Source organism: Providencia sp. PROV_01 (assembly GCF_053098325.1).
Genome location: NZ_JBRFKD010000002.1, coordinates 1,439,325 through 1,465,699 on the forward strand (window position 1 = coordinate 1,439,325; position 26,375 = coordinate 1,465,699).

Consider the following 26,375-nt stretch of genomic DNA (forward strand, 5'->3'; position numbering starts at 1 on the left):
CGGCGAGCTGAGCGTAGTCACTTATACCTCAACGAAAAGCGCTGCAACTTGAAGGATTACGGGTATAAATAATTTAATAAGCAACATCAGCACGGTATAGGAGTAAAAATGACAAAAATTAAAGCAGCAATAGTGGGCTACGGTAATATTGGCCGCTATGCACTAGAAGCTGTTCTGGCCGCTGAAGATTTTGAGTTAGTCGGGGTAGTTCGTCGCAATACACAAGATATTCCCGCTGAACTTTCAGCCTACAAAGTGGTTGATGATATTGAAAAACTAGGAGAAGTTGATGTTGCGCTACTCTGTTCACCTACGCGTGCAATCGGTCCATTAGCAGCAAAAATTTTAAGTTTGGGAATTAATACGGTTGATAGCTTTGATGTTCATTCAGATATTGTCGCTTTAAAACACAGCTTAGATGATATTGCGAAGCAACATAATAGCGTGGCAGTTGTTTCTGCTGGATGGGATCCTGGTTCGGATTCGATTATGCGAACTCTAATGTTAGCGATGGCACCAAAAGGGGTAACTTTTACTAATTTTGGACCAGGGATGAGTATGGGGCACAGTGTGGCTGCCAAAGCAATTGATGGCGTCAAAGATGCACTTTCTGTCACAATCCCATTAGGGACTGGGGTTCATCGCCGTATGGTTTATGTTGAATTAGAAAGTGGCGTGAATTTTGATGCAGTGACTCAAGCAATTAAAGCAGATAGCTATTTTTCTTCTGATGAAACACATATTCGTCAAGTCGATAGCATTGATGCATTAAAAGATGTTGGGCATGGTGTGCACATGACCCATAAAGGGGTTTCAGGGGCAACACATAACCAGTTATTCGAATATTCAATGCGTATTAATAATCCCGCACTCACTTCTCAGTTTATGGTTTCTGCCGCACGTGCGACCATGAAACAAGCTGCAGGTGCATATACCGTGATTGAAATTCCACCCGTGAATTTCTTACAAGGTGATTTAGATACGCTGATCGCCAAATTGGTTTAATTTCAATTTAATCTATCTGTGGCATGGCGAGTGTACGTTCATGCCATCTTGTCGATATTCCTTACACTTTATCTTATCCTGAATCCGCCATTCGGACTTTAGCCACTGTTTATTTTTTGTGTTATCAAGTAGCTTATTAGTAAAGTGATATTGATGACATGGAGTGAGGTAATGGTAAAGCCACCAAGGAATGGGAAAGATAACAACCAAGGTTTTTTCCCAAAACAATCTTCAGTAAAAAGTGTGAAGGAAACTCCGCATTCTTTCAGCATTATTCGTGCTTTTTCTAAAATAATAAATTATGGCTTTTCATTATTTTATGTCGGTTTTATTTTATCGGTATGGTTTTTTCCTGAATACTATACAGTAGAAATTATTTATAACCTGACACTGATCCTGATTTTTGAATTTATTTTAGTTCACTCAGGCGTCTTTATGGCGGTATTTCGTGATTGGCGAATATTAACGTTATTTGCCCTTTTCTATGGCCTTTTTGCTCTGGCTATTAATATGTCAGTCTTAGGGGATTCCCCATTAATTTTATATTTGTATAGTGCCACTGTCGCAAATCGAATGCTTTTTGGTTTAACCAGTCGAACAGAGCAAGAACGCTCTGAAAATATGGGCTATTCAGCGTTAATGGCACTCAATTTTATGTTCTGTATTTTCTCGGTGTTAATTTTATCTTTTCTCGTACCTTATGGCGGATTAACGCCTGAATATTTAAGGTCGATTGACTATTATTCGAGTATTTCTACGGGGGGCGAGTTTCCAGATAAACCCCATGTGGCTTTTGCCTTTGGCGTGCTCTATTTTGGTATGCCTATATTTATGGCTTGCCTAACATATTTTTTATGCAAAGGGCATTCTATTTACCAGGAAAAAGGGAAATAACTTTGTAGCTAGAAAGATAAAAAAACGCCTACCGAAGTAGGCGCCTGGTGTTGGCAAAATATAAAGTAAAAAACTAACGTGTAATTGATTTAAATTTTTGTGTGGTGGCGGTTAATGCCACTTCTGTTGGCAAACGTTCCATTGAGCTGGCACCATAGAAGCCATGGCAATCAGGGCAGTTGGCTAAAATGTATTCAGCATCTTCTGGGGTAGCTATTGGGCCACCGTGGCACAGAACAATCACATCTTCGCGTACTGCTTTTGCCGCTTTTGCCCATTCATTGATTAATGGCACACAATCTTTGAGCGTCAGTGCCGTTTCTGCGCCAATATTCCCGCCAGTCGTTAGCCCCATGTGTGGTACAATAATGTCAGCACCAGCTTGAGTCATCGCAATGGCATCTTCAGCACTAAAAACGTAAGGCGTTGTAAGTAAATCTTTTTCGTGGGCTAAACGGATCATTTCAACTTCTAACCCATAACCCATACCTGTTTCTTCTAAGTTGGCGCGGAAATTACCATCAATTAGACCGACAGTAGGGAAATTTTGCACCCCTGCAAAACCTGTTGCTTTGATATCATCAAGGAACTTATCGAATTGGCAGAATGGATCTGTTCCATTCACACCCGCAAGAACTGGCGTCTGTTTTACTACAGGTAAAACTTCTTTTGCCATATCCATAACGATTTCATTCGCATTACCATAAGCTAATAAACCCGCAAGGGAACCTCTACCCGCCATGCGGTAACGGCCTGAGTTATAGATAACAATTAAATCAATACCGCCCGCTTCTTCGCATTTCGCCGATAGTCCTGTTCCTGCGCCACCACCGATGATTGGTTCTCCCCGAGCAATCATGTCTCTAAATTTTTTTAATAAATCTGTGCGGTTATGTTTCATAATTAACCTCTATTATTTGTTCAAAATTTCCTGATGAAGCTGAATAACCTGATCACAAAACTCTGAGGAGTTAATATGATAAGGACTCAAAATAAGCTGTCTTTTCTCTGTTATTATTAAATTTGCGGTTAAAGTATCAATGAAGGCTTGGTCTGCGATAGGATCCCAAAATGGAGCACCTTCAACATCTAAAGCTGAGAAACCTGCTGTTGGAATAATAAAGCGCACTTCACCATGACAACGATTTAACTTTTCGGCAATCCAACGACCCATTTGCTGATTTTCTTCTTTGGTCGTTCTCATTAAAGTGACTTGAGCATTGTGATGATAAAATAAGCGATCTTGATAGTGTTTAGGCACAGTGGAAGGGCGACCAAAATTCACCATATCCAAGGCTCCACAAGACATCACGCAAGGGGTTTGAGTACGCTCAATAGCACCAAAGCGGTCTTCATCACATGCTAGTACGCCACCAAATAAGTAATCACACACTTCAGTGGTTGTAATGTCTAAAACAGAATGCAATAACTGGCTATCAATCAGTTTTTCCATGGCTTTACCACCACTGCCTGTTGCATGGAAGACTAGACAGTCATATTGGGCTTCTAACTGTGTTGTAAGTTGCTGGACGCATGGGGTCGTTACCCCGAACATGGTTAGGGCAATCGCAGGCTTTAAGTCGTGCGGTTGTTCTTCGCTATCAAACCAAACCGCTCCTGCAATTTGGTTGGCTGCATTTTTTAATACTTTACGGGAAATGATATTCAAACCAGACACATCAGTGACGGAGTACATCATCGAAATATCACTGGCGCGGATATAACCGGAAATATCCCCTGATGCCATCGTAGAAACCATTAATTTTGGAATACCTACAGGCAACACTTGCATGGCGGGTGTAATGAGTGCGGTTCCGCCAGACCCTCCTAAACCAAGAATAGCGGCAACATCTGTTTGTGCGGCAAGGTAAAGGCTAAAAGCGTGTGCCATGGCTTCAATGGCTTTACCGCGATCACCACAGAAAACGGCTTCAGCGCCAAGTGGATGAAAACTTGCAACGGCATGCGCGCTGATATCTGCGTTTTTATCTAATTGCGTTGGTTGTGTTGTCAGGTCAACGGTACGTACCGCCAATCCGGCGTTTTTGATTAATTCACTGACATAAAATAGTTCAGCACTTTTCGTGTCAAGCGTTGTTACAATATAAATAAAACCCGGATATTTTTTCATAGAAAAACCCTTTCAGAGTAAAACTAACGTTGAATTTTTCATCATAATGAGACTATAGTATCATTTTGTTTGGTTGTAAAATGAGATTGCAGTCTCATTTTACATTTTATGGTGAAGGGCATTGGTGTCTGGATGATATATCCTATTGATAAATAGAAATAAATTCTCAATAAGAGTCTTGAATTATTTTGAATGGATGTGGAAACTTATAATATTTAAATGTAATTATTCTGTCTTTTGTTATTACTTTTAAAATCATCTTTATGGATAAATTTTTACAAATTATCAATCAAGTATGTTTACCTATTCACACTTATATGTTTTCATGAGTATTAACTCGATTTATAGTAAGTGACAGTATTTTAAGGATAAATTAATGTCTAAAACTAATTCATACTCAGAATACAAAGGGACACGAAAACGGACCTATGTATTATTGGTTACGACGGCTTTAGATTTATTTGAAAAAGGGGCAATGCCTTCTGTTTCTGAATTAGCGCTTGAAGCGGGAGTTTCTCGTGCGACAGCTTATCGTTATTTTCCGACGCAGGCCGATTTAATTACTGCAACGGTTAATGAGAGCTTAGGGCCAATTTTAACTTGGCGCCCACAAAGTGAGCAAACTGAAGATCGTATTGACGAGTTATTAACCTATGCATTTCCGCGTATGTTTGAACATGAAGGTGTTTTACGGGCTGCATTGCAAGCGTCATTGCAGCAGTGGGCTCAGGGTCGAGCTGATCCACAAAATGTTAATGATAAGCGTCTAGAACGTGGAAATCGCAAAGAAATTCTTGCGATGGTGACATCGCCAATGAAATCAGAATATCCGCAAGAAATTATAGATAAAGTGATTAGAGCCTTTTCTGTTATTTATGGTTCCGAAATATTTTTAGTATTAAAAGATATTTGGAAAATGGATGATGCCCAAGTCACTGCGTTAGCTCAATGGATGTCCAAAGCAATAATGAATCAAGCTCGTGCTGATAATATAAAACGGAAAAAATAGTTTTATGGCTACGTTATGTTAATTTTAGTTAAGAGAAATTTTTCAAACCAAGTCAAAATAATAAGATCAAAACCTAATAAATAGATAAATTCTGGTGGATACCACTAGGGTAATAAATAAATAAAAACTAAAGTCATATGACTTAAAATAATATGATATAAATTAGGACTATAAAAAGACTTAATGGTTAATACCATATGATGAAATTATTAAAAATGTTAGGTGGGATTTCCATCTGTGCCTTGATTGGTGGCGGGCTGACTTACCTCGGAGTTCCCCTTGCATTGATGTTTGGCCCAATCATTGCCATTATCATTTTTCATCGTTTTGGTGTTTCGTTTGCCATCCCTAAACATACTATTACCTTTGTTCAAGTCACGCTCGGGACCTCTGTGGGCTTGATGTTTAATCAAGTATCACTTAATGAAGCAGACAATTTATTTCTTTTACTATTGATGCTAGTTGTCTGTTTGGCTGTACAATTTTCATTTAGTTTTTTTTGGTTTTACCGCAAAGTCGGTTGGACAAAACAAGAAGCGATGCTTGGCTCTGTCCCCGGTGCTATGGCAGCTATTCTGGCATTAACTGACCATACTCATACCCCACCTCAGAAAATTGTTATTTCCCATACAATTCGCTTAATTATTCTTATTTTATTAGCAGGAATTGTTGTGGGGAGCGATGGAGATCCTCAACCGATAATAGAATTTCCAGAATTGACATTAGTTGCAACGGGATGGCTAGTGCTCATTATTGCAGTTGGGGTAATTTCAGGGGCAATATTACAGCGTTTAAAAGTCCCCGCACCTTTTATGTTAACGTCATTAGCGGCAGCAACTCTTATTCAAGGTTGGGCGGATATCCCATTAAATTTCCCGTTGATGTTGACTGAACTCAGTATGGTATTAATTGGGATGAACATTGGTAACCATTTCATTGTGTTTCCACTTTCATCGTTAATTAAAAATATATACTCTTCGGCCCAAGTTGTGGTGGTTAATATCGTGCTGACTTTTCTTATCACGGTATTTGCCTCTTGGATTACAGGCTATGATATTTCGGTACTATTGTTAGCGTGGGCTCCGGGGAGTATGGAAGCGATGACATTCGCCGCAATCACCATGAATTTAGACGCGGGCTTTGTTATGTCAAACCATATTATCAGGATGGTAATTATTCAAAGTATTCCATCGATAGCGTTGTTTTGGCAAGAAAGAAGGCAAAAAAGAAATAGTCATTTAAAGTAAAGAAAGAAAACATGCAGGCGATATTTGGCATGTTTTCTTGATAGGCTTTTTTCATCTGCTTATTTGACGTAAGCAAAGAGGCCTAGTGAATCGCGAGCAAGAGACTGGCATTTAAACTCGGTGGTGAGTGGTATCCCTTTTAGATCACTATAACTTTCTTTGTTAAGAACGGTCATTTTTTCCGCATTATAGTTACTAAGATCCCATTTGTTACTTTTCGCAAAGTAAACAATAGCACGTTCAATTTCTCTATCTGGGATTTGTGAATACCCGCAATCATATTTTAGATAAATAAAAACGGCCGTGAGATCAGCAAGATCTTCAGCTTCGTTGGTGGAAAGAGCTCTGGCAGAATTGGTTATCCCTAACAGAGTCATTAAGCATGACATCAATATAAATTTGCGCATTCGTTATTCTATCTGTTTTCTATGTCAAGTTACGTTAGCATAAGAATAGAATTGTTAGTCAACTATATTTTTCTTAAATCCATGTAATAAACCCACATTTATGGAGTGGTTTTATTGACCTTCCTGTAAGGGGAAGCTTTATCATACCGTCATTAAACCATGTTTTGCTTCGAAAGTGTAATTTGTCATAAATCACACCACAGATGATTATCAATTTGATAAATAAAAGGAAGGTTATCAATGCTACGTCGCGATTTTCTTAAATTAAGTGCTATCACATATGCTGCAAGTGCGCTGCCTATTTGGAGCCGCATCGCGGTCGCAGCGGGAAATTATCCAACATTAGCGATCCCCCCCTTATTGGAGCCTGATGCGCAAGGTAACATTCAGTTGGTTATCCAGAAGGGCGTTTCACAATTTGTTCCTGGAAAGCAAACGACAACATGGGGTTATAACGGCAATTTATTAGGCCCTGCAATTAGCTTGAAAAATGGACAGAATGTTAATATCAATATTGTTAACCAACTGGCAGAAGACACGACAGTTCATTGGCATGGTTTAGAAATTTCAGGTGAACAAGATGGCGGCCCCCAAGCAATAATCGAACCAAACGCAAGCCGAAAAGTGAATTTTACGGTAAACCAAAGTGAAGCGACATGTTGGTTCCATCCTCATACTCATGGAAAAACCGGCTATCAAGTGGCTATGGGGTTAGCAGGCCTTGTATTAATTAAAGATGATGACAGCACAAAGCATGGCTTACCAAACGATTGGGGTGTTGATGATATTCCAGTCATTTTGCAAGACAAACGCCTAAAAGATGATGGCCAAATTGATTATCAACTTGATGTGATGAGTGCCGCAGTGGGTTGGTTTGGCGATATCATGCTAACGAATGGTGCTGTTTATCCTAAACATGTTGCCCCGAAAGGTTGGATACGATTAAGGTTATTAAATGGCTGTAATGCTAGAAGCTTAAATATTTCCACCAGTGATGGACGTAAAATGTATGTCGTTGCGAGTGATGGTGGTTTATTAGCTGAGCCGATTGCGCTAACCGAATTACCTATCTTGATGGGAGAGCGTTTTGAGGTATTAATTGACGCCTCCGATGGCCGCGCATTTGATTTGGTAACGCTACCTGTCGGGCAAATGGGAATGACGATTGCACCATTTGACCAGCCTTTGCCAGTGCTGCGTATCGAAACAACGTTGACGAAAGGGGAAGGTGACTTACCATCAACACTAGCAGCCATACCCGCGATTCCTTCTCTTGCTGGCTTAAATCGCCGTCGTTTCCATTTAATGATGGATATGCGCTTAGATATGCAAGGCATGATGATGTTGCGTGAAAAATATGGCGATCAGGCGATGGGGAATATGGGCGGTCATGGTGCAATGATGGGGAATATGAACCACGGTAACATGAATGCAGGTAATATGAATCATGGAAATATGAATGGCAAAATGGGAAGTGGCGGCCATTGTGGTACAGGTTCTGATGGCTTGGATATTCATAATGCGAATACTATAAATGGGCAAGTTTTCTCAATGACGCATCCTGCATTCAACGCTCCTATGAATCAACAAGAAATTTGGGTCGTTTCAGGACGCGGTGATATGATGTTGCATCCATTCCATGTTCATGGCACGCGTTTTCGTATCCTAAAAGAAAACGGCCAAGCCGTAGAGCCTCATCGTCAAGGATGGAAAGATATTGTCAAAGTAGAAGGGCAGGTGAGTGAAATTTTAGTTGAATTTAAACACCCTGCAACACAACAGCACCCTTATATGGCTCATTGCCATCTCTTAGAGCATGAAGATACAGGGATGATGTTGGGCTTCACTGTGAGTTAACAGCCACATTTACTTTCAGAGAAAATGTAGTGTGAAATTTTAGCACTGCATTTTCCTTTATTAGTATATGCGTGCTGCCTATGATAAAATTACGCGCTTTCCATTCCCATAGATGCGTAATAGAAGATGAAACATACCCTTGAAGTGATGATCTCTGAAGAAGAGATTGCTCAGCGAATCAGCGAATTAGCCGATAAAATTAGTGCTCATTATCAAAAACTTGATGGTGAATTAGTCCTTGTTGGCTTACTAAAAGGTTCATTTATTTTTATGGCCGACTTATGCCGTAAGATTGATGTTCCCCATGAAGTCGATTTTATGACTGTTTCAAGTTACGGTAATGCGATGACATCAAGCCGTGATGTTAAAATTGTCAAAGACTTGGATGAAGATATTCGCGATAAACACGTCTTAATTGTTGAAGATATTATTGATTCAGGTAATACCTTAAATAAAGTACGTGAGATTTTCGAATTACGCGGCCCTAAATCTGTCGCTATTTGTACATTGCTGGATAAACCTTCACGTCGAGAAGTACAGGTTCCTGTTGAGTGGATTGGTTATTCTATCGAAGACAAATTTGTGGTGGGTTACGGTATTGACTACGCTCAACAATATCGCCATTTACCTTATATTGGCCATGTAACGTTACTTGAAGAATAAAACTTTAGAATAGCATGAATAAAAAGGACAGCGTAAGCTGTCCTTTTGTTTTAATATAATATTAACAACACGTTATATCTTAATTTTAATTGTTTACTCTCATTTGTTGTTAATGATAAATTTGCTTTAATTGAATTTTATTTTCTTTTTTTTTAGTCAATTGAAAGGAAAGTTTTTTATATTTTAATTATGCTGATTTGGGGATTAATAAGAAAGAAGCTCTTAATTATAAGAGCTTCCAATTTATATTTTAAATTACTTTTTTTGAGTTAAAGTAGAAATGGCTTCACGGTAACACAATTCAAGTTTTTCTCGACTATCGGCAGTAATATGTAAGTCTTGTAATCGACCATTATTAATCCCATATACCCAGCCGTGGATCATCACTTTTTGGCCACGTTTCCATGCAGACTGCATGATCGTTGAATGCCCTAAGTTATAAACTTGCTCAACAACATTTAACTCACATAAACGGTTAAGACGCTCACAAGGCTTTAATTCACCCAACATAGAGCTATGTCTGTACCAAATATCTCTTATGTGTAATAGCCAGTTATTAATTAAGCCAAGTTCGGTATTATCAACCGCCGCTTCAATACCACCACAGCCATAGTGGCCGCAAATAATAATGTGCTCAACTTGTAAGACATCAACCGCATATTGAATGACTGATAAACAGTTTAGGTCAGTGTGAATGACTAAGTTGGCAACATTACGGTGCACAAAAAGGTCCCCAGGTGCCGCGTTAATGAGTTTTTCTGCAGGTACTCGGCTGTCAGAGCAGCCTATCCATAAGAATCTCGGCTTTTGTGCTTTTGATAATTCTTTGAAGAATTCGGGGTCTTGTTCATTGACTGATGCTGACCATGCTTCATTGTTAGCAAACAGCTCTTCGATTTTTCTCATCATGACTTATAGCCTAGTTGTGTTACTTTGCGATAAAATCTTATACAACATTTATTGATTAATTAATAATTAGTTATACTAATTTTAATGCCCTTATGATGAACCTGTCTTTTAGACAAGACAACCCTAAATTTATAACATATTGAATTATATTGTATAAACTAATTATCTCTTTTCTGCATAACATAGAGCAGAAAAAAGTGGCATCATGGTGATATATTGCCTTCAAACCGTTCTAAGAATAAAGGTTTTTTTTACATATGACATATGCACTTGAGTTATCGCAGTTAACCAAAACCTACCCAGGTGGTGTGAAAGCCCTGAAAGGGATTGATCTGAGCGTTGAAGACGGTGACTTTTACGCATTGTTGGGACCAAATGGCGCGGGTAAATCAACTACAATAGGGATCATTAGCTCGCTGGTAAACAAAACAAGCGGGTCTGTAAAAGTATTTGGTTATGATTTAGAAAAACAAGTTGTGCAAGCAAAGCAGCAACTTGGATTAGTGCCTCAAGAGTTTAATTTCAATCCATTTGAAACGGTATTACAAATTGTCCTTAACCAAGCCGGTTATTATGGGGTTACGCGTTCTGTTGCGGTACAACGTGCAGAGCAGTACCTAACCCAACTTGATTTATGGGAAAAGCGTGATGAGCGGGCACGTAATTTGTCCGGTGGTATGAAACGCCGTTTAATGATAGCCCGTGCATTGATGCACCAACCAAAGCTATTAATTTTGGATGAACCCACTGCGGGTGTTGATATTGAGCTTCGTCGCTCAATGTGGACATTTTTAAAGAATCTTAACGCTCAGGGGACGACAATTATTTTAACAACTCACTATTTGGAAGAGGCTGAAATGTTGTGCCGTAATATTGGCATTATTCAACATGGTGAATTAGTTGAAAATACTAGTATGAAGCAATTACTGAGCCAATTAGAATCAGAAACCTTTATTTTTGATTTAATGCCAAAAAGTCCGATCCCTCAATTATTAGGGTATGAATCTCGTTTGATAGATACTTCAACACTTGAGGTGGATGTTAAAAGAGAGCAAGGTCTAAATAGTGTCTTTAGCCAATTTAGTGAGCAAGGTGTTCAGATTTTAAGTATGCGAAATAAAGCAAACCGATTAGAAGAGTTATTTGTTAACTTAGTTAAAAGAGAAAGTAATGCAACCGAGAAGGAGATTGCAAGATGATCTCATTATATTGGGTCGCATTGAAAACCATTTGGATAAAAGAAGTCACACGGTTTGGTCGTATTTGGATACAAACACTATTACCACCGGTGATCACAATGTCGCTGTATTTTGTGATTTTTGGTAACTTAATTGGTTCTAGAATTGGTGATATGGGTGGTGTAGATTATATGCAATTCATCGTCCCTGGGTTAATCATGATGGCGGTGATCACTAATTCATATTCAAATGTTTGTTCTTCTTTCTTTGGCTCTAAATTTCAGAAAAATATCGAAGAATTACTGGTAGCCCCCGTTCCGACGCATATTATTATCGCAGGTTTTGTCGGCGGTGGTGTTGCTAGAGGGATTTTAGTGGGTTTTCTTGTTACATTGGTATCGTTATTCTTTATTCCATTGCAAGTGCATTCATGGGCAATGGTAGTCATAACGTTATTGCTAACCGCAATTGTATTTTCACTTGCTGGCTTACTAAATGCTATCTTCGCAAAGACATTTGATGATATTAGTATTGTTCCAACCTTTGTCTTAACACCATTAACGTATTTAGGTGGTGTATTTTATTCACTATCGCTGTTACCACCGTTTTGGCAAGCCGTTTCTAAACTGAACCCAATTGTGTACATGATCAGCGGCTTTCGTTATGGTTTTCTGGGAATAGCCGATGTTTCTATCGCGATTACGTTAGGCGTCTTAATGATTTTTTTAGTCGTCTTTTATGCATTAACATGGTTTTTGATTGAGCAAGGTAGAGGCTTAAGAAGTTAAATTTTGGGCTGAAATTGTGTAAAAAAAAACGGCTTTTGGTACTTAGCGTAATCAAAAGCCGTTTTTTATTGAGATGTATATAAATGGCAATACTAATCAAATTGTTGGATAAATAAAATCCAACATTATGCCACTTGAACAGGGACTGCTTTTGCGATGCGACTCATTTTATTGTTTTCATCAAAATAAGCCACTTTTGGCTTATGTAGGCGCGCATCTTCATCTTCCATTTGTACATAAGAACAAATAATCAGCTTATCACCAACCGCAGCGCGGCGGGCAGCAGCACCATTAACCGAGATGATTTTTGAGCCCCGTTCGCCTGAAATTGCGTAAGTCGAAAAACGTTCGCCATTATCAACGTTGTAAATATCAATGGCCTCGTATTCAAGGATCCCAGCGGCATCCATAAAGTCCTGATCAATCGCACATGAGCCTTCGTAGTGTAAGTCTGCTTGTGTGACTGTGACGCGATGGAGTTTGCCTTGCAACATTCTTCTTAACATGTCTTCTTCGTCCTTCAAATTGCAGCGTTGTTGACTACGTGCGCTCGCCCTAGTCACATATTTATGTATGCTCCTAGGGACTCACTTACTTGTCGCCTAGCTGCAATCTGAATGACTTTGAATAAAATCATAGTGCCTTCAAAACTGCAGCGTTGTTGACTACGTGTATATAAGTCGCAACAGGCTTAGCAACGCAGCAAGATGGTTGCTGTGATAGTGTTATAAGTCTTATTGTTTTATGCAATATTACTTGGTAGGTCAACTTGTAAATTGTCAATAAGACGCGTTTGACCTAACCATGCCGCCATTAAAATAACCGCACGTTTACTGGACTCACCAAGTGGTAATAATGTATCTGCATCGCGAATAAATAGCTCATCAGGAGTAAAGCCGGCTTCTCGTAAGCTATTGTTCATCTCTTCAATAATAACTTCAGATGCATCAGGTTCAGCCACTAATTTTTCACCCGCTTGTTGCATAATTTGATACAGCTTAGGCGCTGTTTTTAGCTCTTCCGCTGACAAATTATTGTTGCGTGAGCTCAGTGCTAGACCATTCTTGGCTCTAACTGTTGGGACGCTAACAATTTGTGTATCAAATGATAAGTCAGCAACTAACTTGCGAATTAATTGTAATTGCTGGTAATCCTTCTCACCAAACAAGGCAATATCTGGCTGTACTAAGTTGAACAACTTAGTAATAACCGTTGCGACACCTTTAAAGTGCCCAGGGCGGCTTGCGCCTTCTAATATGGTCGATAACTCTGGAACTTCAACAAAAGTCTGTTTTTCCATCCCTTCTGGGTAGAATTCTTGAGGGGAAGGCGCAAAAACCAAATTGATGTCACGACGTTTTAGTTTTTCGCAATCTTCTTGCAACGTTCGTGGGTAATTGGCTAAATCAGATTGCCTATCAAATTGCATCGGGTTAACGAAGATACTGGCAATCACAACATCAGCTTGTTTTTTTGCTTGGTCAATGAGTGTTAAGTGACCATCATGTAAATTACCCATTGTTGGGACAAGTGCAATACGTTTGCCTTCTTGTTTCCAGCGGCGGATTTCACGGCGTAAGATAAGCGCCGTTTCAACGATAAGCATACGTGTGTTCCTTATAATTTCTGACATCAATTAAGAAAAAGAATGGGCTTCACTTGGGTAAATGCCATCTTCCACTTCTTGGATATACATACGAATAGCATCATGAAGGTTGCCCGCTTGAGCTAAAAAGTTTTTTGCGAATTTAGGGGCTCGTGCGGTAATACCCAGCGCATCATGCATAACAAGAATTTGTCCATCAGTCCCATTTCCCGCACCAATACCAATCACGGGCAATAGTAGCTCTTCCGTAACATGATTGGCTAAGGTGGTTGGGACACATTCAAGAACCAACAATTGGATGCCTGCATTTTCTAGTGCAATCGCATCTTTGAGTAATTGATTGGCGGTGACTTCATCACGTCCTTGGACTTTATAACCGCCAAGGACATTGACGGCTTGTGGCGTTAAACCTAGATGGCCACACACAGGAACAGAGCGTTCTCCTAGCATTCTTACCGTATCACATAACCAACTGCCACCCTCAATTTTGACCATGTTTGCGCCTGCCTGCATTAAAATAGCCGCATTGGCGCAAGCTTGTTCTGGTGTGGCGTAACTCATAAATGGCATATCTGCAATAATGAAGGCATTTGGCGCGCCTTTGCGAACGCATCGGGTGTGGTAAGCAATTTGCTCGACAGTAACGGGTAAGGTGGAGGATTCACCTTGAATCGTCATTCCAAGTGAGTCTCCAACGAGCATCACTTGGATACCTTGCTCATAAAATAATTGAGCGAAGCTTGAGTCATAGGCTGTCATAGTTGCAAATTTGTGTTTGTCTTTTTTAAACTGACATAAATCAGCCAGAGAAATTGGTTTCATTATAATAACCTCCGGAAATGATCTCCCTGCGACCATACCTCATAAGAGGTTGAACATTTCAGGCTGGAATATCCCAAAACGTTAGGCCATTTCGAGGGACTTGTGTGAGTCTTTCTGAAAGCTTTTCGCCATCAGGAAAAACAAGAGAAGGGGCGATTTCACTAAGCGGATACAACATAAATTCACGCTCTTTTAGCCCATAATGTGGAACGATCAACCGTTCAGTATTGATGATACGGTTACCAAAAAGCATGATATCGAGGTCCAGCGTTCGTGGCCCCCAACGCTCCTCTTTGCGTACACGGCCCAGCTCAAGTTCGATTTTTTGTGTATAGTTGAGGAGAACTTCGGGCTCAAGAGTTGTTTCAAGTAACACAGCCAGATTAAGAAAATCTGGCTGATTTTGCGGGCCTAGAGGCTTAGTTCGATAAACAGAAGAGGTAGAAACAACGCGGCTATTGGGTATCGCATCTAAAGCTGCAATAGCTTGCTGTGCCTGTAATAGTGGCTCACCAAGGTTACTTCCTACAGCAATATAGACTTGTTCCATTATATTCTCTCTATCTATTATGACTTATTTGACCGACGTGCCCCAGAACCGCCTTGTGATGAACGTGGACGATGGCGGCGGCGAGTGGGTGCATTGCCTAATTCCGAAATCATTTCACGCTGTTTGATATTATTTGCTTGCTGAAAATCAGTCCACCATAACGCTAGCTCTTGTAACTCGTTGCGGTGCTCGACATTAGCTCTTAATTCTAATAAATCAAACGCTGCACGGAATTTTGGGTGTTCCATTAATTTATTGGCACGACGGCCTTGGCGGCGAGGTAAGCGTAACTGCAATAACCAAATATCACGCATTGTGGTTGTAATGCGTTTTGGGATAGCAATTGAACGGCACTGCTCGTCTAGAATATCATTCATTGCCAGCGCAAAGGCGTCGTAATAGGCCAACCCGCCTTCTTGAGATAACTTCTCAGCATGCTCTGTAACTGGGTACCATAACATAACAGCAAATAAAAAAGCAGGGTTAACACGCTTATCATTTTTTAGTCTGAAGTCAGTATTTTTAAGAACTTGCTCAATGATTTTTTCCATTGGCGAATCACTGTTATCTGTAAAACGGCTTGCGACAACAGGGAAAAGTTGCTCAAACAAACCATACTTTTTGAGCATTTTATAGGTAGCGTAACCTTGGCCTGCTTGGAGTAATTTGAGAGACTCTTCAAATAACCGAGCAGATGGAATTTCTCTCAATAAATGAGCAAGTTGGTAAATTGGCTCAGCGGTTTTTGGTTCGATGCTCATATTTAATTTGCAGGCAAAACGTACCGCTCTTAGCATTCTAACAGGGTCTTCACGATAGCGCGTTTCAGGATCACCAATTAGACGAATAACGCCAGCTTTGAGGTCATTCAAGCCATTGACGTAGTCACGTAATGTGAAGTCTTCAATGTTGTAATATAGACTGTTAACGGTGAAGTCCCGACGAATCGCATCTTCTTCAATGGAGCCAAAGATGTTATCGCGCAATAGCATGCCGTTTTGTGCTTGTGCAGATAAGTTTTTGTCATCTGATGCATTTTGGTCATGGTGGCCACGGAAAGTTGCAACTTCTATGATTTCGGGGCCAAACATAATATGTGCCAGCCGAAAACGGCGACCCACTAAACGGCAGTTACGGAATAATTTGCGGATCTGTTCAGGCGTTGCGTTTGTCGTAATATCGAAGTCTTTAGGTTTTTGACCTAAAAGCAAATCACGCACACCACCACCCACTAAGTAGGCTTCAAAGCCACTTTTGTTTAAGCGATACAGCACTTTTAATGCATTGTCACTAATATCACTGCGTGAAATAGGGTGCTCGGAACGCGGGATAACAGTAATGTTTTCGTCGTTTACGGTTGTCATTGTAGGGCGCTTCTCAGGTGTTGAATCGGCACGTTGAGATTGACGAACCGTTTTTTTAATAGGGGTTGTTTTATGGGGTTGAGCTGTGTTCTGCTCTTTAGATGCGGTTTGCGCATGAGCAGAATGAGTGACTGGCCTTTTACCGGCTGCCTGTATATCTCGCGAAGGATCACGATGTTGTACTGCATCTTCAGGGGATGCGTCTGTATTGCGAGATAAAATATTACGGCAGAAATTTGCTACTCGGTTAAAAATAGTACACCTCGATGTCATTACCAATATTCATTAAACAAAATAAGCGGCTAATCATAGCTCACAGAAGTTTCTTTGAGAATGGTTAAACGAATAAAAGTCACCTCTAATTATAAACGTTACCAATAAAATTTACGTAAAATAATAGCCAGAAAAGCGTTCTCGCTATAGGCGGATACGATTAGAAGCCTTATTTTAAGCGATTTTTTGTTGTCAGTTAATTATTTAAGCTCAAACTGTAGAGCAAAAAAATAACATAATCTATTTGCGTAAAAAATTATGTGAAAGTAAATATTTATCTTATTTAAAGGTGAGTGAGAGGCGATCGTGGCCATCAACTGGCAGAAAATAGGGAGTAGGATGGGGTTGACTTGATGGTTAATGTAAATCAAAAGTCAGGAGCGGAACATGTCAGGAGTGGAACATAATAGCATGAAGCGTTTCCCTTGTAACGGCGCAGTAATATGCGCCGTTCAGGACTCCATATAGACACTAGCCTGCCATTTGCTTTTCGCGAATTTCTGCTAATGTTTTACAGTCGATACATAAATCAGCGGTAGGACGGGCTTCCAAACGACGGATACCAATTTCTACACCACATGATTCACAATAGCCAAAGTCGTCATCTTCAACTTTTTTCAGCGTTTTTTCGATTTTCTTAATCAGTTTACGTTCACGGTCCCGGTTACGTAATTCAAGGCTGAATTCTTCTTCCTGAGCGGCTCTATCAACGGGGTCTGGAAAGTTAGCTGCCTCATCTTGCATATGAGTAACAGTCCGGTCCACTTCATCTCTGAGTTGATTGCGCCATGCTTCGAGAATGAGCTTAAAATGCGCCAACTGGGCCTCGTTCATGTACTCTTCGCCAGCTTTTTCATGATAGGGTTCAACCCCAGCAATGGCGAGAATGCTTAAGGACGATGTCTTACGTTTTTGCCCTTCTTGCATAATGCTTCTCCTACACACGCAAATTTTACAAAAACCCCAAGGGGGAAAAATTAAGGTCGCTATAAATAGCAGAAGACTGCTCTCTTGGCAATCGTTCCTGCAATGAGTTTTGTAATGCTGTGAGGGCGAGCGTGTTTATTCCCTTTTTAGCGCCCAGAACTCTGCGGCCTCGTATAAAAATCGGTTAAAAAAACTTTATTTAATAGAGTTAAAGTGAATCTGCTTACTTAACACCATTTGTTGAACAGTTATATCAGCTTGATAACAAAGCACTTCAACACCACTTTGTCTCGCTGCCTCTAATAATTGCGCATATTGCTTATCAATATGAGCCGCTGCTGATGCTACGTGAATACCTGTGTGCAAAGCAACAAACAATAGTATGGCTCTTTTTCCTTCTTTCGCAATATGCATGAGCTCTCTTAAATGCTTTTGGCCTCTAAGTGTCACTGCATCAGGAAAGAATCCTTGATTATTTTCGAGTAAAGTTACTGATTTTACTTCGATAAAGCAATCTGGCAATCCATTTTGCGTTAGAAAAAAATCGATTCGACTATTTTCTGTGCCATATTTAACTTCAGGTTTTATTACACTATATTCAGATAATTCTGGAATGTGTTTTTCGGTTAATGCTTGTGCAACTAATTGGTTCGCACGAAGGGTATTAATGCAAATAAAATGGCCGTCTGCGGTTTGGGTTAACTCCCAACTATACGGGTATTTGCGTTTTGTATTATTGGAAGTCGAATACCAAATGGTATCACCAGGGGTAGCACAACCTGTCATAGCGCCTGTATTTGCACAGTGAATGGTAATTTCTTCACCGCTCGGTAAAGTGACATCAGCCAAAAAGCGCTTGTAACGCTTAATTAAAGTAGCTGGTTGTAAGGCGGGTTCAAATTCCATGGGGTCTCCGCTATCGTTGTCGGTAATATGCTTACTGGCAAAAGAGGCTAATGCTACAATGTCTAACAGTAAAAGTTAAATACATGGAGTGATAACCCCAGTGTTACCGATATTTGAAGTTTGTGAGGACATACTTACCGCATTAACCTCTTCTCCTCAAGTTTTGCTTCATGCACCGACAGGTGCTGGTAAATCAACAGGTTTACCGTTAGAAATATTAAAGAGTGGGGTTATTAACGGGCGGGTTATCATGTTAGAGCCTCGTCGCTTAGCAGCGCGCTCAGTGGCTGCTCGCCTTGCACAGCAACTCGGTGAAGAAGTTGGTCATACTATTGGTTTACGCATGCGCTCTGAAACTAAAGTTAGTCGCCACTCGCGTCTTGAAGTGGTTACCGAAGGCGTACTCACTCGCTTACTGCAAAATGATCCCATGCTTGAAGGGGTTGGTTTAGTCATTTTAGATGAGTTCCATGAGCGAAATTTACAGGCAGACCTTGGTCTCGCTTTGCTAATTGATTCACAGCAAGCCTTACGTGAAGATTTACGTATTCTATTGATGTCTGCGACATTGGATAATCAAGGGCTGTCTCAGTTGTTTCCTGATGCTCCGGTTATCACGTCACAAGGGCGTACATTCCCCGTAATACGTGAATATCATCCTATTAACCCAAATAAACTCTTTCATAAAGAAGTCGCATTGGCGGCTTGGCAGTTATTGCAGCAAGAACATGGGTCTTTATTATTATTTCTTCCAGGTATGGGGGAAATCGAGAAAGTAAGAGCAGAGCTCGCTTTGATGGTTAGTGAGGACATACTTTTATGTCCTTTATACGGTGCATTATCCCTACAAGCCCAGCAACAGGCGATTCAGCTAGCACCAGAAGGAGTGCGAAAGGTCGTATTAGCCACCAATATTGCAGAAACCAGCTTGACGATTGAAGGGATCCGCCTTGTGATAGACAGTGGTTTTGAACGCGTGGGGCAATTCAATCCACGAACAGGACTAACAAAACTAGTTAAACAGCGAATTAGCCAAGCGTCGATGGCACAACGTGCAGGCCGAGCAGGCCGTTTGGAAGAAGGTGTTTGCTGGCACTTATTCAGTGAAGAGCAGGCTGAGCGTGCGGCACAATTTAGCGAGGCCGAAATTGCACAAAGTGACTTGAGCAGCTTATGGTTATCTTTATTACAATGGGGTTGTCACGATGCCGCACAGCTGAACTGGCTGACTTTACCCCCTAAACCGGCAATATCAGCGGCAAAAAATTTACTTGGCAAATTAGGTGCTATTGATGCAGCAAACAAGTTAACGCCTTTTGGGCAGCAGATGGCGGAGTTAGGCAGTTCAGTACGAACAGCGGCAATGTTATGTAAAGCACAACAAAGCCAAAATCAGTCTGTTATCCAATTAGCTGCACTGTTGGTGGCGATTATCGAGGAACCACCTCGTCAACAAGATGCGGATCTTCGCTATTGCATAGAAAGGCCAACAGAGGGGTGGTGTAAGAGAGCATCAGTGCTTTGTGAACAAAGAGTATCGAGTATCATTGGTAAGCAAGATGCACTTATTAGTGAGTGGTTACCAACGTTGCTGGCCACAGCGTTTCCTGACTACATAGCGAAATCTCGAGATAACCAACAACGCTATCAACTGGCGAATGGTTTAGGGGCGATATTGAATGAATCGGATAGATTATCCGGTTCTCCATGGTTAATCGTCGTGGCTTTATGGCAACCCGAAAATATGGCCGATGCCCGTATTTCCTTGGCTTACCCTGTAGATATTGACAGACTACAAGCAGATTGCCCATCGCTGTTTAACAAACAAGAAACGGTCGAATGGGATGAACAAAAAGGGACATTATTAGCTTGGAAACGCTTGCAATGCGGTCAATTAGTGGTGAAATCAGAACGTTTAAGCAACCCTGATAACACTGAAATTCGTTATGCGTTAGTTTATTGGTTGAAGCAAAATGGCTTGCAGCAATTAAACTGGCAGGAAAATGCTCTACAACTGTGTATCCGCTGCACATTAGCTAAGCAGTATTTTCCTGATATTAATTTGCCTGATTTTGATGAAGCGGCACTATTGGATTCACTGGATGAATGGCTAGAGCCTTATCTTGATGGCATAACAAATAAACAAAAATTACAGCAGATTGATTTAGCCTCCTTATTGGTTAATCGATTAGATTGGCAGCAGCAACAGTGGTTAGAACGCATGTTTCCGGTAACCTATCGAGCGCCATCTTCACATGATGTAAGTATTCACTACGCATTAGATAAACCACCAGTCATAGCGATTCGTATGCAAGAAATGTACGGGGAAAAAGCGAACCCGACTGTTGCACAAGGAAAAATAACCGTAACAGTTTCTCTGTTGTCTCCTGCCATGCGGCCGTTACAGATCACGCAAGACCTTGGTGCATTTTGGCAAGGCAGCTATAAAGAGATACAAAAAGAGATGAAAGGGCGCTATCCAAAACATTTATGGCCAGATGACCCTGTAAATACTGCGCCAACGAGACAAACAAAAAAAGCGATGATGGGTGCGAAATAATCTATTTTTATGCTCTAATAGCGGGTTTCCTCATTGGCTCTATCAATGAGCCGACTGAGTAAGGAAATGTAATTAAGAGCTTTCTTTGGTGAAATCTCTGGGGTTCTAGGCCAAAATTAACCACTAAACTAACATTACTAGTGCGTTATTAAGTTATTTTGTAATGTGATATGGAGTGACCATGTCAGGTAAAGATTTTGAACCAATCGGCAGACGTAACAAAAAAATTGCTGGGAAAAAACAGTCTTCATCCCGCCGCCGCCGTAGAGACCGCGATGACTATGACGATGAAGATTTATTCGAAGATGATGATATTGACGAACAATATCTCGATGATGAAGATGAAGAAGAGCAAATGGCTAAAAAAGGCTCAAAAAATAACAAACCTCGAAAGGTAAAAAGTAAATGGCGTTGGTTTTGGCTACTAGTCAAACTGATGATCGTGTTTGCTGTTTTACTTGCGGCATATGGTTTTTATTTAAATCAACAAATTAAAGAACGCCTCGATGGTAAGGTTTGGGATTTACCCGCCGCAGTATACGGCCGAATGGTCAACCTTGAGCCGGGGATGGACTACAGCCAGGCAGAAATGGTTCGCCTACTTGAAGGTATGCAATACCGTAAGGTGAGTAAGATAACGACATCGGGCGAATTTGTGGTGCGTGGTAATAGCATCGAAATCTTACGTAGGCCGTTTAATTTCCCTGATCAAAAAGAAGGGCAAATCCTTGCGCGCATGGTGTTTGAAAATAACGCGTTGAGCAAGATTGAAAACATGGAAAACGGTCGCTCATTTGGCTTTTTCCGTTTAGACCCGAAACTGATCACGATGATGCAGTCGGCGAATAATGAGCAACGGTTAGTTTTACCGATATCTGATTTTCCTGAGTCTCTAGTTAAAATCTTACTAGAAACCGAAGATCGCAACTTTTATGAGCACGATGGCGTCAGTTTATACTCTATTGGCCGTGCTGTTGTTGCTAACTTAAGTGCAGGGCGCTCCGTTCAAGGGGGAAGTACTTTAACCCAACAGTTAGTCAAAAATCTGTTTTTGACCAATGAACGGACATTAAAGCGTAAAGCCAATGAAGCCTATATGGCGGTTTTACTGGACTACAATTACAGCAAAGAGCGTATTTTAGAGCTGTATTTAAACGAAGTCTTTTTAGGCCAAAATGGTAATGACGAAATTCGTGGTTTCCCGTTAGCGAGCCTGTATTATTTCGGTAGACCAATCAATGAGTTAAGCTTTGACCAACAGGCGTTATTAGTCGGTATGGTACAAGGGGCATCAACGTATAATCCTTGGACTAAGCCACAAAATGCGATTAAACGTCGAAACATTGTGCTGAAAATCTTGGAAACGCGTGGCGTGATTGACCAAGAAATGTATCAAGTGCTAAGCGCAAGGCCTCTCGGTGTGAAAAACAAAGAAGGGCTGGTGGCTTCTCAACCTGCCTTTATGCAAATGGTTCGTTTAGAACTCAATGAAAAATTGGGTGATAAAGTTAAAGAACTCTCTGGTGCGAAAATTTTTACCACTCTAGACCCAGTGGCTCAAACTGCGGCTGAAAATGCAGTTGAAAATGGTGTCGCTGATTTGCGTAAATCTCGTAAATTAGATGACATAGAAGGGGCAATGGTGGTAGTTGACCGCATTAATGGCGAAGTACGCGCGATGGTTGGTGGCTCTCAACCCCAATATTCAGGGTTTAACCGTGCGTTAAATGCACGGCGTAGCATTGGTTCTCTGGCAAAACCTCCGGTATACCTCGCTGCACTAAGTGAACCGGACCGTTTTCGTTTAAATACATGGTTAAAAGATGAGCCACTAACAGTAAAAGTCGGAAACCAAAACTGGAGCCCAAGAAACTACAGCCGTAATTTCAACGGCCGTATGATGTTAGTTGACGCTTTGGCAAAATCACAAAATATCCCAACGGTAAACTTAGGGCTAGAGGTTGGTTTAGACCAAGTGTTTAATACGTTTGTACGCTTAGGAGCTCCCGCGGCTGCTATGGAAAAAGTTCCTGCGATGCTATTAGGTGCAATTAACCTAACACCAGCGGAAGTTGCTCAAGTTTATCAAACCATTGGTGGTAACGGTAATCGTGCGAAATTATCGGCATTGCGTTCTGTTATTGATGGAGATGGCAATGAAATTTACCAAAGCTACCCATCAGCTGAGCGAGCAGTACCTTCCCAAGCTGCATACCTCACATTGTATGGTATGCAGCAAGTGGTTAAACAAGGTACGGGCAGAGTTTTATTGACCAAATATGCTAAGTATAATTTAGCCGGTAAAACAGGGACAACTAACGATCTACGCGATAGCTGGTATGCAGGTATTGATGGCAAAGAAGTAGCGATCGTGTGGGTTGGCCGTGATAATAACGGCCCAACACAATTAACAGGGGCGACAGGCGCACTGAAAGTGTACCAACGCTACTTAGAGAACCAAGCGCCATTAGCTCTTATCAACCGTGCACCAGAGGGCATTGTTGATATGCAAGTCACAGCTGACGGCCAATTAAGTTGCTCAAACTTCGGCGGCGGTAGAATGTTGCCGATTTGGACGGATAACCCAGAAGGGTTATGCCAAGCGTCTGAAAACGAAGCGCCAATTTGGGATCTCAATGGTAATAATGGCGAGCAGCAAGATGATGCACCGGATTGGGTTAAGGATATGTTTGGCAATAATCCCTAAATTCTCGTCATACTTCAACCTGTAGCGTTGTTGGTTGCACTCACTAGACCTAGTCACATACTATTGTATGCTCCTAGGCTCTAGCTCGCTGACCGCCTAGCTACAGGCTGAATTATTTAGAGAATTAATGAGCTAGAGAATTAGAGAATTAATCCCTAAATTCTCGTCATACTTCAACCTGTAGCGTTGTTGGTTGCACTCACTAGACCTAGTCACATACTATTGTATGCTCCTAGGCTCTAGCTCGCTGATCGCCTAGCTACAGGCTGAATTATTTAGAGAATTAATGAGCTAGAGAATTAGAGAATTAATCCCTAAATTCTCGTCATACTTCAACCTGTAGCATTGTTGGTTGCACTCACTAGACCTAGTCACATACTATTGTATGCTCCTAGGCTCTAGCTCGCTGACCGCCTAGCTATAGGCTGAATTATTTAGAGAATTAATGAGTTAGAAAATTGTGGTATAAGGCTGCAACTGGTGGCTATCCAATCTTTCTCTACCGATGTAAAAGAATAGAGGTGAAAGTAGGTAACATTTCACCTCCGTAATTTCAATGTGAATTAATTCGTTTTGATCTTCATTAGCGCTGTTTCAGCCGCTTTGATAGTTTTCTCAATATCTTCATCACTGTGGGCGATAGACATAAAACCCGCTTCAAATGCAGAAGGTGCGAGGTAAATGCCTTGCTCTAACATGTAGTGGAAAAATTTCTTAAAGCGTTCAACGTCGCACTTCATCACATCTTGGTAGCAAGTCACTGTTGGTGCGTCGGTGAAGAAAATACCAAACATACCACCGACGTGATTGATAACCATCGGGATACCTTGCTCTTGGGAAACACGTTTTAAACCACGAGCTAACTTTTCTGTTAATTCATTTAAACGTGAGTGCACACCCGGTTGAGAGACTTCTTTTAAACAAGCAAGACCAGCAGCCATCGCGACAGGATTACCAGATAAGGTTCCCGCTTGGTAAACAGGCCCAATTGGGGCTAGTTTTTCCATAATTTCAAGGCGGCCACCAAAGGCACCTACAGGCATACCACCACCGATGATTTTACCTAAACAGGTTAAATCAGGTTGAACATCATAGTAATCTTGTGCTCCACCTAATGCGACGCGAAAGCCAGTCATGACTTCATCAATGATGAGTACGGCATTGAATTCATCACATAACGCACGTAAACCCGGTAAGAACTCAGCCGTTGGTGGTACGCAATTCATATTTCCAGCAACAGGTTCAACAATCACACAGGCAATGTCTTCTGGATAATTTTCAAATGCTTGGCGAACTGAAGCTAGGTCATTATAGGTACAAGTTAATGTGTGTTTTACAAAATCTTCGGGGACGCCTGGGGAGTTTGGTTCACCCATCGTAAGCGCCCCAGAACCAGCTTTGACTAATAAACAGTCTGCATGGCCATGATAACAGCCTTCAAATTTGATGATTTTGTCGCGGCCTGTGTAACCTCGAGCCAGACGAATTGCACTCATGGTCGCCTCAGTACCTGAATTCACCATGCGTACCATATCCATAGAGGGGACTAACTCACAAACTAATTCAGCCATTTCAACTTCGGCGGCAGTCGGTGCACCAAAACTTAACCCTTTATGGACAGCTTTGATCACGGCATCACGGATCTCAGGATGGTTATGGCCTAATACCATCGGTCCCCATGAGCCAACGTAATCCACATAGGCTTTACCGTCAACGTCATAAATATAAGCGCCATCCGCTTTTTCAATAAATAATGGGGTTCCACCAACACCATTAAAAGCACGAACAGGGGAGTTTACACCACCAGGGATTTGTTCTTTTGCTTGTGCGTAAAGTTTTTCAGATTGTGACATCGCAGGGCTCCAGAAAGAGGCTAAGAAAAAAATTGCCCTCATTCTAAAGCACCACACCAATTAAACCAAATATTGATACGAAGATATGCACAATGTGTCTAATTGCTTAACAACACTTGAACCATTTAGTCAAGTGGCGGATAATTAGGTTAATTGATCTGAGTAGGTTTTAGCCTACGCATGAATTTACCGGTCACCGGTTTGGAGTAAAAAATGAGTGATGATGCAGCTCTGCCTTTGCAATTTACTGATGCGGCAGCAATTAAAGTTAAAGATCTAGTCTCTGATGAGGACAACCCAAATCTGCGTCTGCGTGTTTATATCACTGGTGGCGGATGCAGCGGTTTCCAATATGGTTTCACATTTGATGACCAAATCAACGAAGGCGATATGACAATTGAAAAGCAAGGTGTTGCTCTTGTCGTAGACCCAATGAGTTTACAATATTTAGTCGGTGGAAGTGTTGATTATACCGAAGGTTTGGAAGGTTCGCGTTTTATTGTGACTAATCCGAATGCTAAGTCTACTTGTGGGTGTGGTTCGTCCTTCAGCGTCTAATTCTCGTCATCCTTCAACCTGTAGCTGTGTTGGCTGCATTCACTAGACCTAGTCACATACTTTTGTATGCTCCTAGGTTCTAGCTCATTTGCCGCCTTGCTACAGGCCGAATGATTTAGAGAATTATTGAGTTCTTCTTCAACCTGTAGCTGTGTTGGCTT

General features: G+C 41.1%; 23 protein-coding genes. 11 read left to right on the forward strand and 12 right to left on the reverse strand.

Annotated features, from left to right (window positions below; all coding sequences use genetic code 11):
* The first annotated feature begins 108 nt into the window (after positions 1-108).
* Together ACU696_RS07140 and ACU696_RS07145 are read left to right on the forward strand one after the other, a co-directional pair.
* Positions 109-1,005 (forward strand): diaminopimelate dehydrogenase, encoded by an 897-nt coding sequence (locus tag ACU696_RS07140; protein ID WP_109912038.1) that lies wholly within the window; start codon positions 109-111, stop codon positions 1,003-1,005.
* Between the two features lie 171 nt (positions 1,006-1,176).
* Entirely contained in the window at positions 1,177-1,899 is a 723-nt protein-coding gene (locus ACU696_RS07145) for a hypothetical protein (RefSeq protein WP_209102409.1), read from the forward strand.
* 73 nt (positions 1,900-1,972) lie between these two features.
* On the opposite strand, the gene ACU696_RS07150 is transcribed toward ACU696_RS07145, so the two are convergent.
* Both ACU696_RS07150 and ACU696_RS07155 read right to left on the reverse strand, forming a co-directional pair.
* Positions 1,973-2,800, reverse strand: coding sequence for a phosphoenolpyruvate hydrolase family protein (locus ACU696_RS07150; RefSeq protein WP_004913739.1), 828 nt, complete (start codon positions 2,798-2,800; stop codon positions 1,973-1,975).
* A 12-nt stretch (positions 2,801-2,812) separates the two neighbouring features.
* The gene (locus ACU696_RS07155) at positions 2,813-4,030 is read right to left on the reverse strand and encodes a Tm-1-like ATP-binding domain-containing protein (protein ID WP_209102411.1); all 1,218 of its coding nucleotides are present in this window, start codon (positions 4,028-4,030) and stop codon (positions 2,813-2,815) included.
* Positions 4,031-4,406: 376 nt separating this feature from the next.
* Here ACU696_RS07155 and ACU696_RS07160 point away from each other — a divergent pair, with 376 nt between their 5' ends.
* Together ACU696_RS07160 and ACU696_RS07165 are read left to right on the forward strand one after the other, a co-directional pair.
* Positions 4,407-5,039: a TetR/AcrR family transcriptional regulator gene (locus ACU696_RS07160; protein WP_109912041.1), complete on the forward strand. Its 633-nt coding sequence runs from the start codon at positions 4,407-4,409 to the stop codon at positions 5,037-5,039.
* Positions 5,040-5,236: 197 nt separating this feature from the next.
* Positions 5,237-6,286, forward strand: coding sequence for an AbrB family transcriptional regulator (locus tag ACU696_RS07165; RefSeq protein WP_110732211.1), 1,050 nt, complete (start codon positions 5,237-5,239; stop codon positions 6,284-6,286).
* A gap of 59 nt (positions 6,287-6,345) precedes the next feature.
* Here ACU696_RS07165 and ACU696_RS07170 read toward each other — a convergent pair whose 3' ends face one another.
* Positions 6,346-6,693, reverse strand: a complete 348-nt coding sequence (locus tag ACU696_RS07170; protein ID WP_004913725.1) for a YacC family pilotin-like protein — start codon at positions 6,691-6,693, stop codon at positions 6,346-6,348.
* Positions 6,694-6,933: 240 nt separating this feature from the next.
* On the opposite strand from ACU696_RS07170, the gene cueO reads away from it, so the two are divergent.
* Positions 6,934-8,550, forward strand: a complete 1,617-nt coding sequence (gene cueO / locus ACU696_RS07175) for a multicopper oxidase CueO (RefSeq protein ID WP_004913722.1) — start codon at positions 6,934-6,936, stop codon at positions 8,548-8,550.
* A gap of 126 nt (positions 8,551-8,676) precedes the next feature.
* Complete coding sequence (hpt, locus tag ACU696_RS07180) at positions 8,677-9,213, forward strand: hypoxanthine phosphoribosyltransferase (protein WP_004260548.1); 537 nt, start codon at positions 8,677-8,679, stop codon at positions 9,211-9,213.
* 255 nt (positions 9,214-9,468) lie between these two features.
* On the opposite strand, the gene can is transcribed toward hpt, so the two are convergent.
* A complete protein-coding gene (gene can / locus ACU696_RS07185; RefSeq protein WP_042851647.1) occupies positions 9,469-10,122 on the reverse strand; it encodes a carbonate dehydratase in 654 nt (217 codons plus the stop codon).
* A 257-nt stretch (positions 10,123-10,379) separates the two neighbouring features.
* Here can and ACU696_RS07190 point away from each other — a divergent pair, with 257 nt between their 5' ends.
* Both ACU696_RS07190 and ACU696_RS07195 read left to right on the forward strand, forming a co-directional pair.
* Positions 10,380-11,321, forward strand: coding sequence for an ABC transporter ATP-binding protein (locus tag ACU696_RS07190; RefSeq protein ID WP_004913716.1), 942 nt, complete (start codon positions 10,380-10,382; stop codon positions 11,319-11,321).
* The gene (locus ACU696_RS07195; protein WP_004913713.1) at positions 11,318-12,088 is read left to right on the forward strand and encodes an ABC transporter permease; all 771 of its coding nucleotides are present in this window, start codon (positions 11,318-11,320) and stop codon (positions 12,086-12,088) included. Before ACU696_RS07190 ends, ACU696_RS07195 begins: the two co-directional genes overlap by 4 nt.
* 125 nt (positions 12,089-12,213) lie before the next feature.
* On the opposite strand, the gene panD is transcribed toward ACU696_RS07195, so the two are convergent.
* From panD to sfsA, 7 genes are all read right to left on the reverse strand, one after another.
* Positions 12,214-12,594, reverse strand: a complete 381-nt coding sequence (panD, locus tag ACU696_RS07200; protein WP_109912045.1) for an aspartate 1-decarboxylase — start codon at positions 12,592-12,594, stop codon at positions 12,214-12,216.
* A gap of 236 nt (positions 12,595-12,830) precedes the next feature.
* Entirely contained in the window at positions 12,831-13,694 is an 864-nt protein-coding gene (gene panC, locus ACU696_RS07205; protein ID WP_004913709.1) for a pantoate--beta-alanine ligase, read from the reverse strand.
* Positions 13,695-13,724: 30 nt separating this feature from the next.
* Entirely contained in the window at positions 13,725-14,516 is a 792-nt protein-coding gene (gene panB, locus ACU696_RS07210; RefSeq protein WP_004913707.1) for a 3-methyl-2-oxobutanoate hydroxymethyltransferase, read from the reverse strand.
* A 58-nt stretch (positions 14,517-14,574) separates the two neighbouring features.
* Positions 14,575-15,066 (reverse strand): 2-amino-4-hydroxy-6-hydroxymethyldihydropteridine diphosphokinase, encoded by a 492-nt coding sequence (gene folK / locus ACU696_RS07215; RefSeq protein WP_004913705.1) that lies wholly within the window; start codon positions 15,064-15,066, stop codon positions 14,575-14,577.
* A gap of 17 nt (positions 15,067-15,083) precedes the next feature.
* The gene (gene pcnB / locus ACU696_RS07220; protein ID WP_206608472.1) at positions 15,084-16,430 is read right to left on the reverse strand and encodes a polynucleotide adenylyltransferase PcnB; all 1,347 of its coding nucleotides are present in this window, start codon (positions 16,428-16,430) and stop codon (positions 15,084-15,086) included.
* 744 nt (positions 16,431-17,174) lie between these two features.
* Positions 17,175-17,630 carry an RNA polymerase-binding protein DksA gene (gene dksA, locus ACU696_RS07225; RefSeq protein WP_004260494.1) on the reverse strand — a complete coding sequence of 152 codons (456 nt, stop codon included), beginning with the start codon at positions 17,628-17,630 and terminating at the stop codon, positions 17,175-17,177.
* Between the two features lie 195 nt (positions 17,631-17,825).
* Positions 17,826-18,536, reverse strand: a complete 711-nt coding sequence (sfsA, locus tag ACU696_RS07230; RefSeq protein WP_004913698.1) for a DNA/RNA nuclease SfsA — start codon at positions 18,534-18,536, stop codon at positions 17,826-17,828.
* 100 nt (positions 18,537-18,636) lie between these two features.
* On the opposite strand from sfsA, the gene hrpB reads away from it, so the two are divergent.
* Together hrpB and mrcB are read left to right on the forward strand one after the other, a co-directional pair.
* The gene (gene hrpB, locus ACU696_RS07235; protein WP_196723956.1) at positions 18,637-21,096 is read left to right on the forward strand and encodes an ATP-dependent helicase HrpB; all 2,460 of its coding nucleotides are present in this window, start codon (positions 18,637-18,639) and stop codon (positions 21,094-21,096) included.
* Between the two features lie 181 nt (positions 21,097-21,277).
* A complete protein-coding gene (mrcB, locus tag ACU696_RS07240; RefSeq protein WP_209102413.1) occupies positions 21,278-23,803 on the forward strand; it encodes a bifunctional glycosyl transferase/transpeptidase in 2,526 nt (841 codons plus the stop codon).
* A gap of 563 nt (positions 23,804-24,366) precedes the next feature.
* On the opposite strand, the gene hemL is transcribed toward mrcB, so the two are convergent.
* A complete protein-coding gene (hemL, locus tag ACU696_RS07245; RefSeq protein WP_164528502.1) occupies positions 24,367-25,656 on the reverse strand; it encodes a glutamate-1-semialdehyde 2,1-aminomutase in 1,290 nt (429 codons plus the stop codon).
* A 213-nt stretch (positions 25,657-25,869) separates the two neighbouring features.
* On the opposite strand from hemL, the gene erpA reads away from it, so the two are divergent.
* On the forward strand, positions 25,870-26,214 hold the full coding sequence (gene erpA, locus ACU696_RS07250) for an iron-sulfur cluster insertion protein ErpA (protein WP_004260480.1): 345 nt from the start codon (positions 25,870-25,872) through the stop codon (positions 26,212-26,214).
* Positions 26,215-26,375: the final 161 nt, after the last annotated feature.

What these genes read in the sequence shown, in the direction of transcription:
- mrcB (WP_209102413.1), top strand. Translation starts at nt 21,278, where the DNA reads ATGTCAGGTAAAGATTTTGAACCAATCGGCAGACGTAACAAAAAAATT.
- pcnB (WP_206608472.1), bottom strand. Translation starts at nt 16,430, where the DNA reads ATGACAACCGTAAACGACGAAAACATTACTGTTATCCCGCGTTCCGAG.
- ACU696_RS07170 (WP_004913725.1), bottom strand. Translation starts at nt 6,693, where the DNA reads ATGCGCAAATTTATATTGATGTCATGCTTAATGACTCTGTTAGGGATA.
- can (WP_042851647.1), bottom strand. Translation starts at nt 10,122, where the DNA reads ATGATGAGAAAAATCGAAGAGCTGTTTGCTAACAATGAAGCATGGTCA.
- ACU696_RS07190 (WP_004913716.1), top strand. Translation starts at nt 10,380, where the DNA reads ATGACATATGCACTTGAGTTATCGCAGTTAACCAAAACCTACCCAGGT.
- ACU696_RS07155 (WP_209102411.1), bottom strand. Translation starts at nt 4,030, where the DNA reads ATGAAAAAATATCCGGGTTTTATTTATATTGTAACAACGCTTGACACG.
- ACU696_RS07140 (WP_109912038.1), top strand. Translation starts at nt 109, where the DNA reads ATGACAAAAATTAAAGCAGCAATAGTGGGCTACGGTAATATTGGCCGC.
- ACU696_RS07165 (WP_110732211.1), top strand. Translation starts at nt 5,237, where the DNA reads ATGATGAAATTATTAAAAATGTTAGGTGGGATTTCCATCTGTGCCTTG.
- ACU696_RS07150 (WP_004913739.1), bottom strand. Translation starts at nt 2,800, where the DNA reads ATGAAACATAACCGCACAGATTTATTAAAAAAATTTAGAGACATGATT.
- hpt (WP_004260548.1), top strand. Translation starts at nt 8,677, where the DNA reads ATGAAACATACCCTTGAAGTGATGATCTCTGAAGAAGAGATTGCTCAG.
- ACU696_RS07145 (WP_209102409.1), top strand. Translation starts at nt 1,177, where the DNA reads ATGGTAAAGCCACCAAGGAATGGGAAAGATAACAACCAAGGTTTTTTC.
- ACU696_RS07160 (WP_109912041.1), top strand. Translation starts at nt 4,407, where the DNA reads ATGTCTAAAACTAATTCATACTCAGAATACAAAGGGACACGAAAACGG.
- panC (WP_004913709.1), bottom strand. Translation starts at nt 13,694, where the DNA reads ATGCTTATCGTTGAAACGGCGCTTATCTTACGCCGTGAAATCCGCCGC.
- dksA (WP_004260494.1), bottom strand. Translation starts at nt 17,630, where the DNA reads ATGCAAGAAGGGCAAAAACGTAAGACATCGTCCTTAAGCATTCTCGCC.
- panB (WP_004913707.1), bottom strand. Translation starts at nt 14,516, where the DNA reads ATGAAACCAATTTCTCTGGCTGATTTATGTCAGTTTAAAAAAGACAAA.
- cueO (WP_004913722.1), top strand. Translation starts at nt 6,934, where the DNA reads ATGCTACGTCGCGATTTTCTTAAATTAAGTGCTATCACATATGCTGCA.
- ACU696_RS07195 (WP_004913713.1), top strand. Translation starts at nt 11,318, where the DNA reads ATGATCTCATTATATTGGGTCGCATTGAAAACCATTTGGATAAAAGAA.
- hemL (WP_164528502.1), bottom strand. Translation starts at nt 25,656, where the DNA reads ATGTCACAATCTGAAAAACTTTACGCACAAGCAAAAGAACAAATCCCT.
- panD (WP_109912045.1), bottom strand. Translation starts at nt 12,594, where the DNA reads ATGTTAAGAAGAATGTTGCAAGGCAAACTCCATCGCGTCACAGTCACA.
- folK (WP_004913705.1), bottom strand. Translation starts at nt 15,066, where the DNA reads ATGGAACAAGTCTATATTGCTGTAGGAAGTAACCTTGGTGAGCCACTA.
- erpA (WP_004260480.1), top strand. Translation starts at nt 25,870, where the DNA reads ATGAGTGATGATGCAGCTCTGCCTTTGCAATTTACTGATGCGGCAGCA.
- sfsA (WP_004913698.1), bottom strand. Translation starts at nt 18,536, where the DNA reads ATGGAATTTGAACCCGCCTTACAACCAGCTACTTTAATTAAGCGTTAC.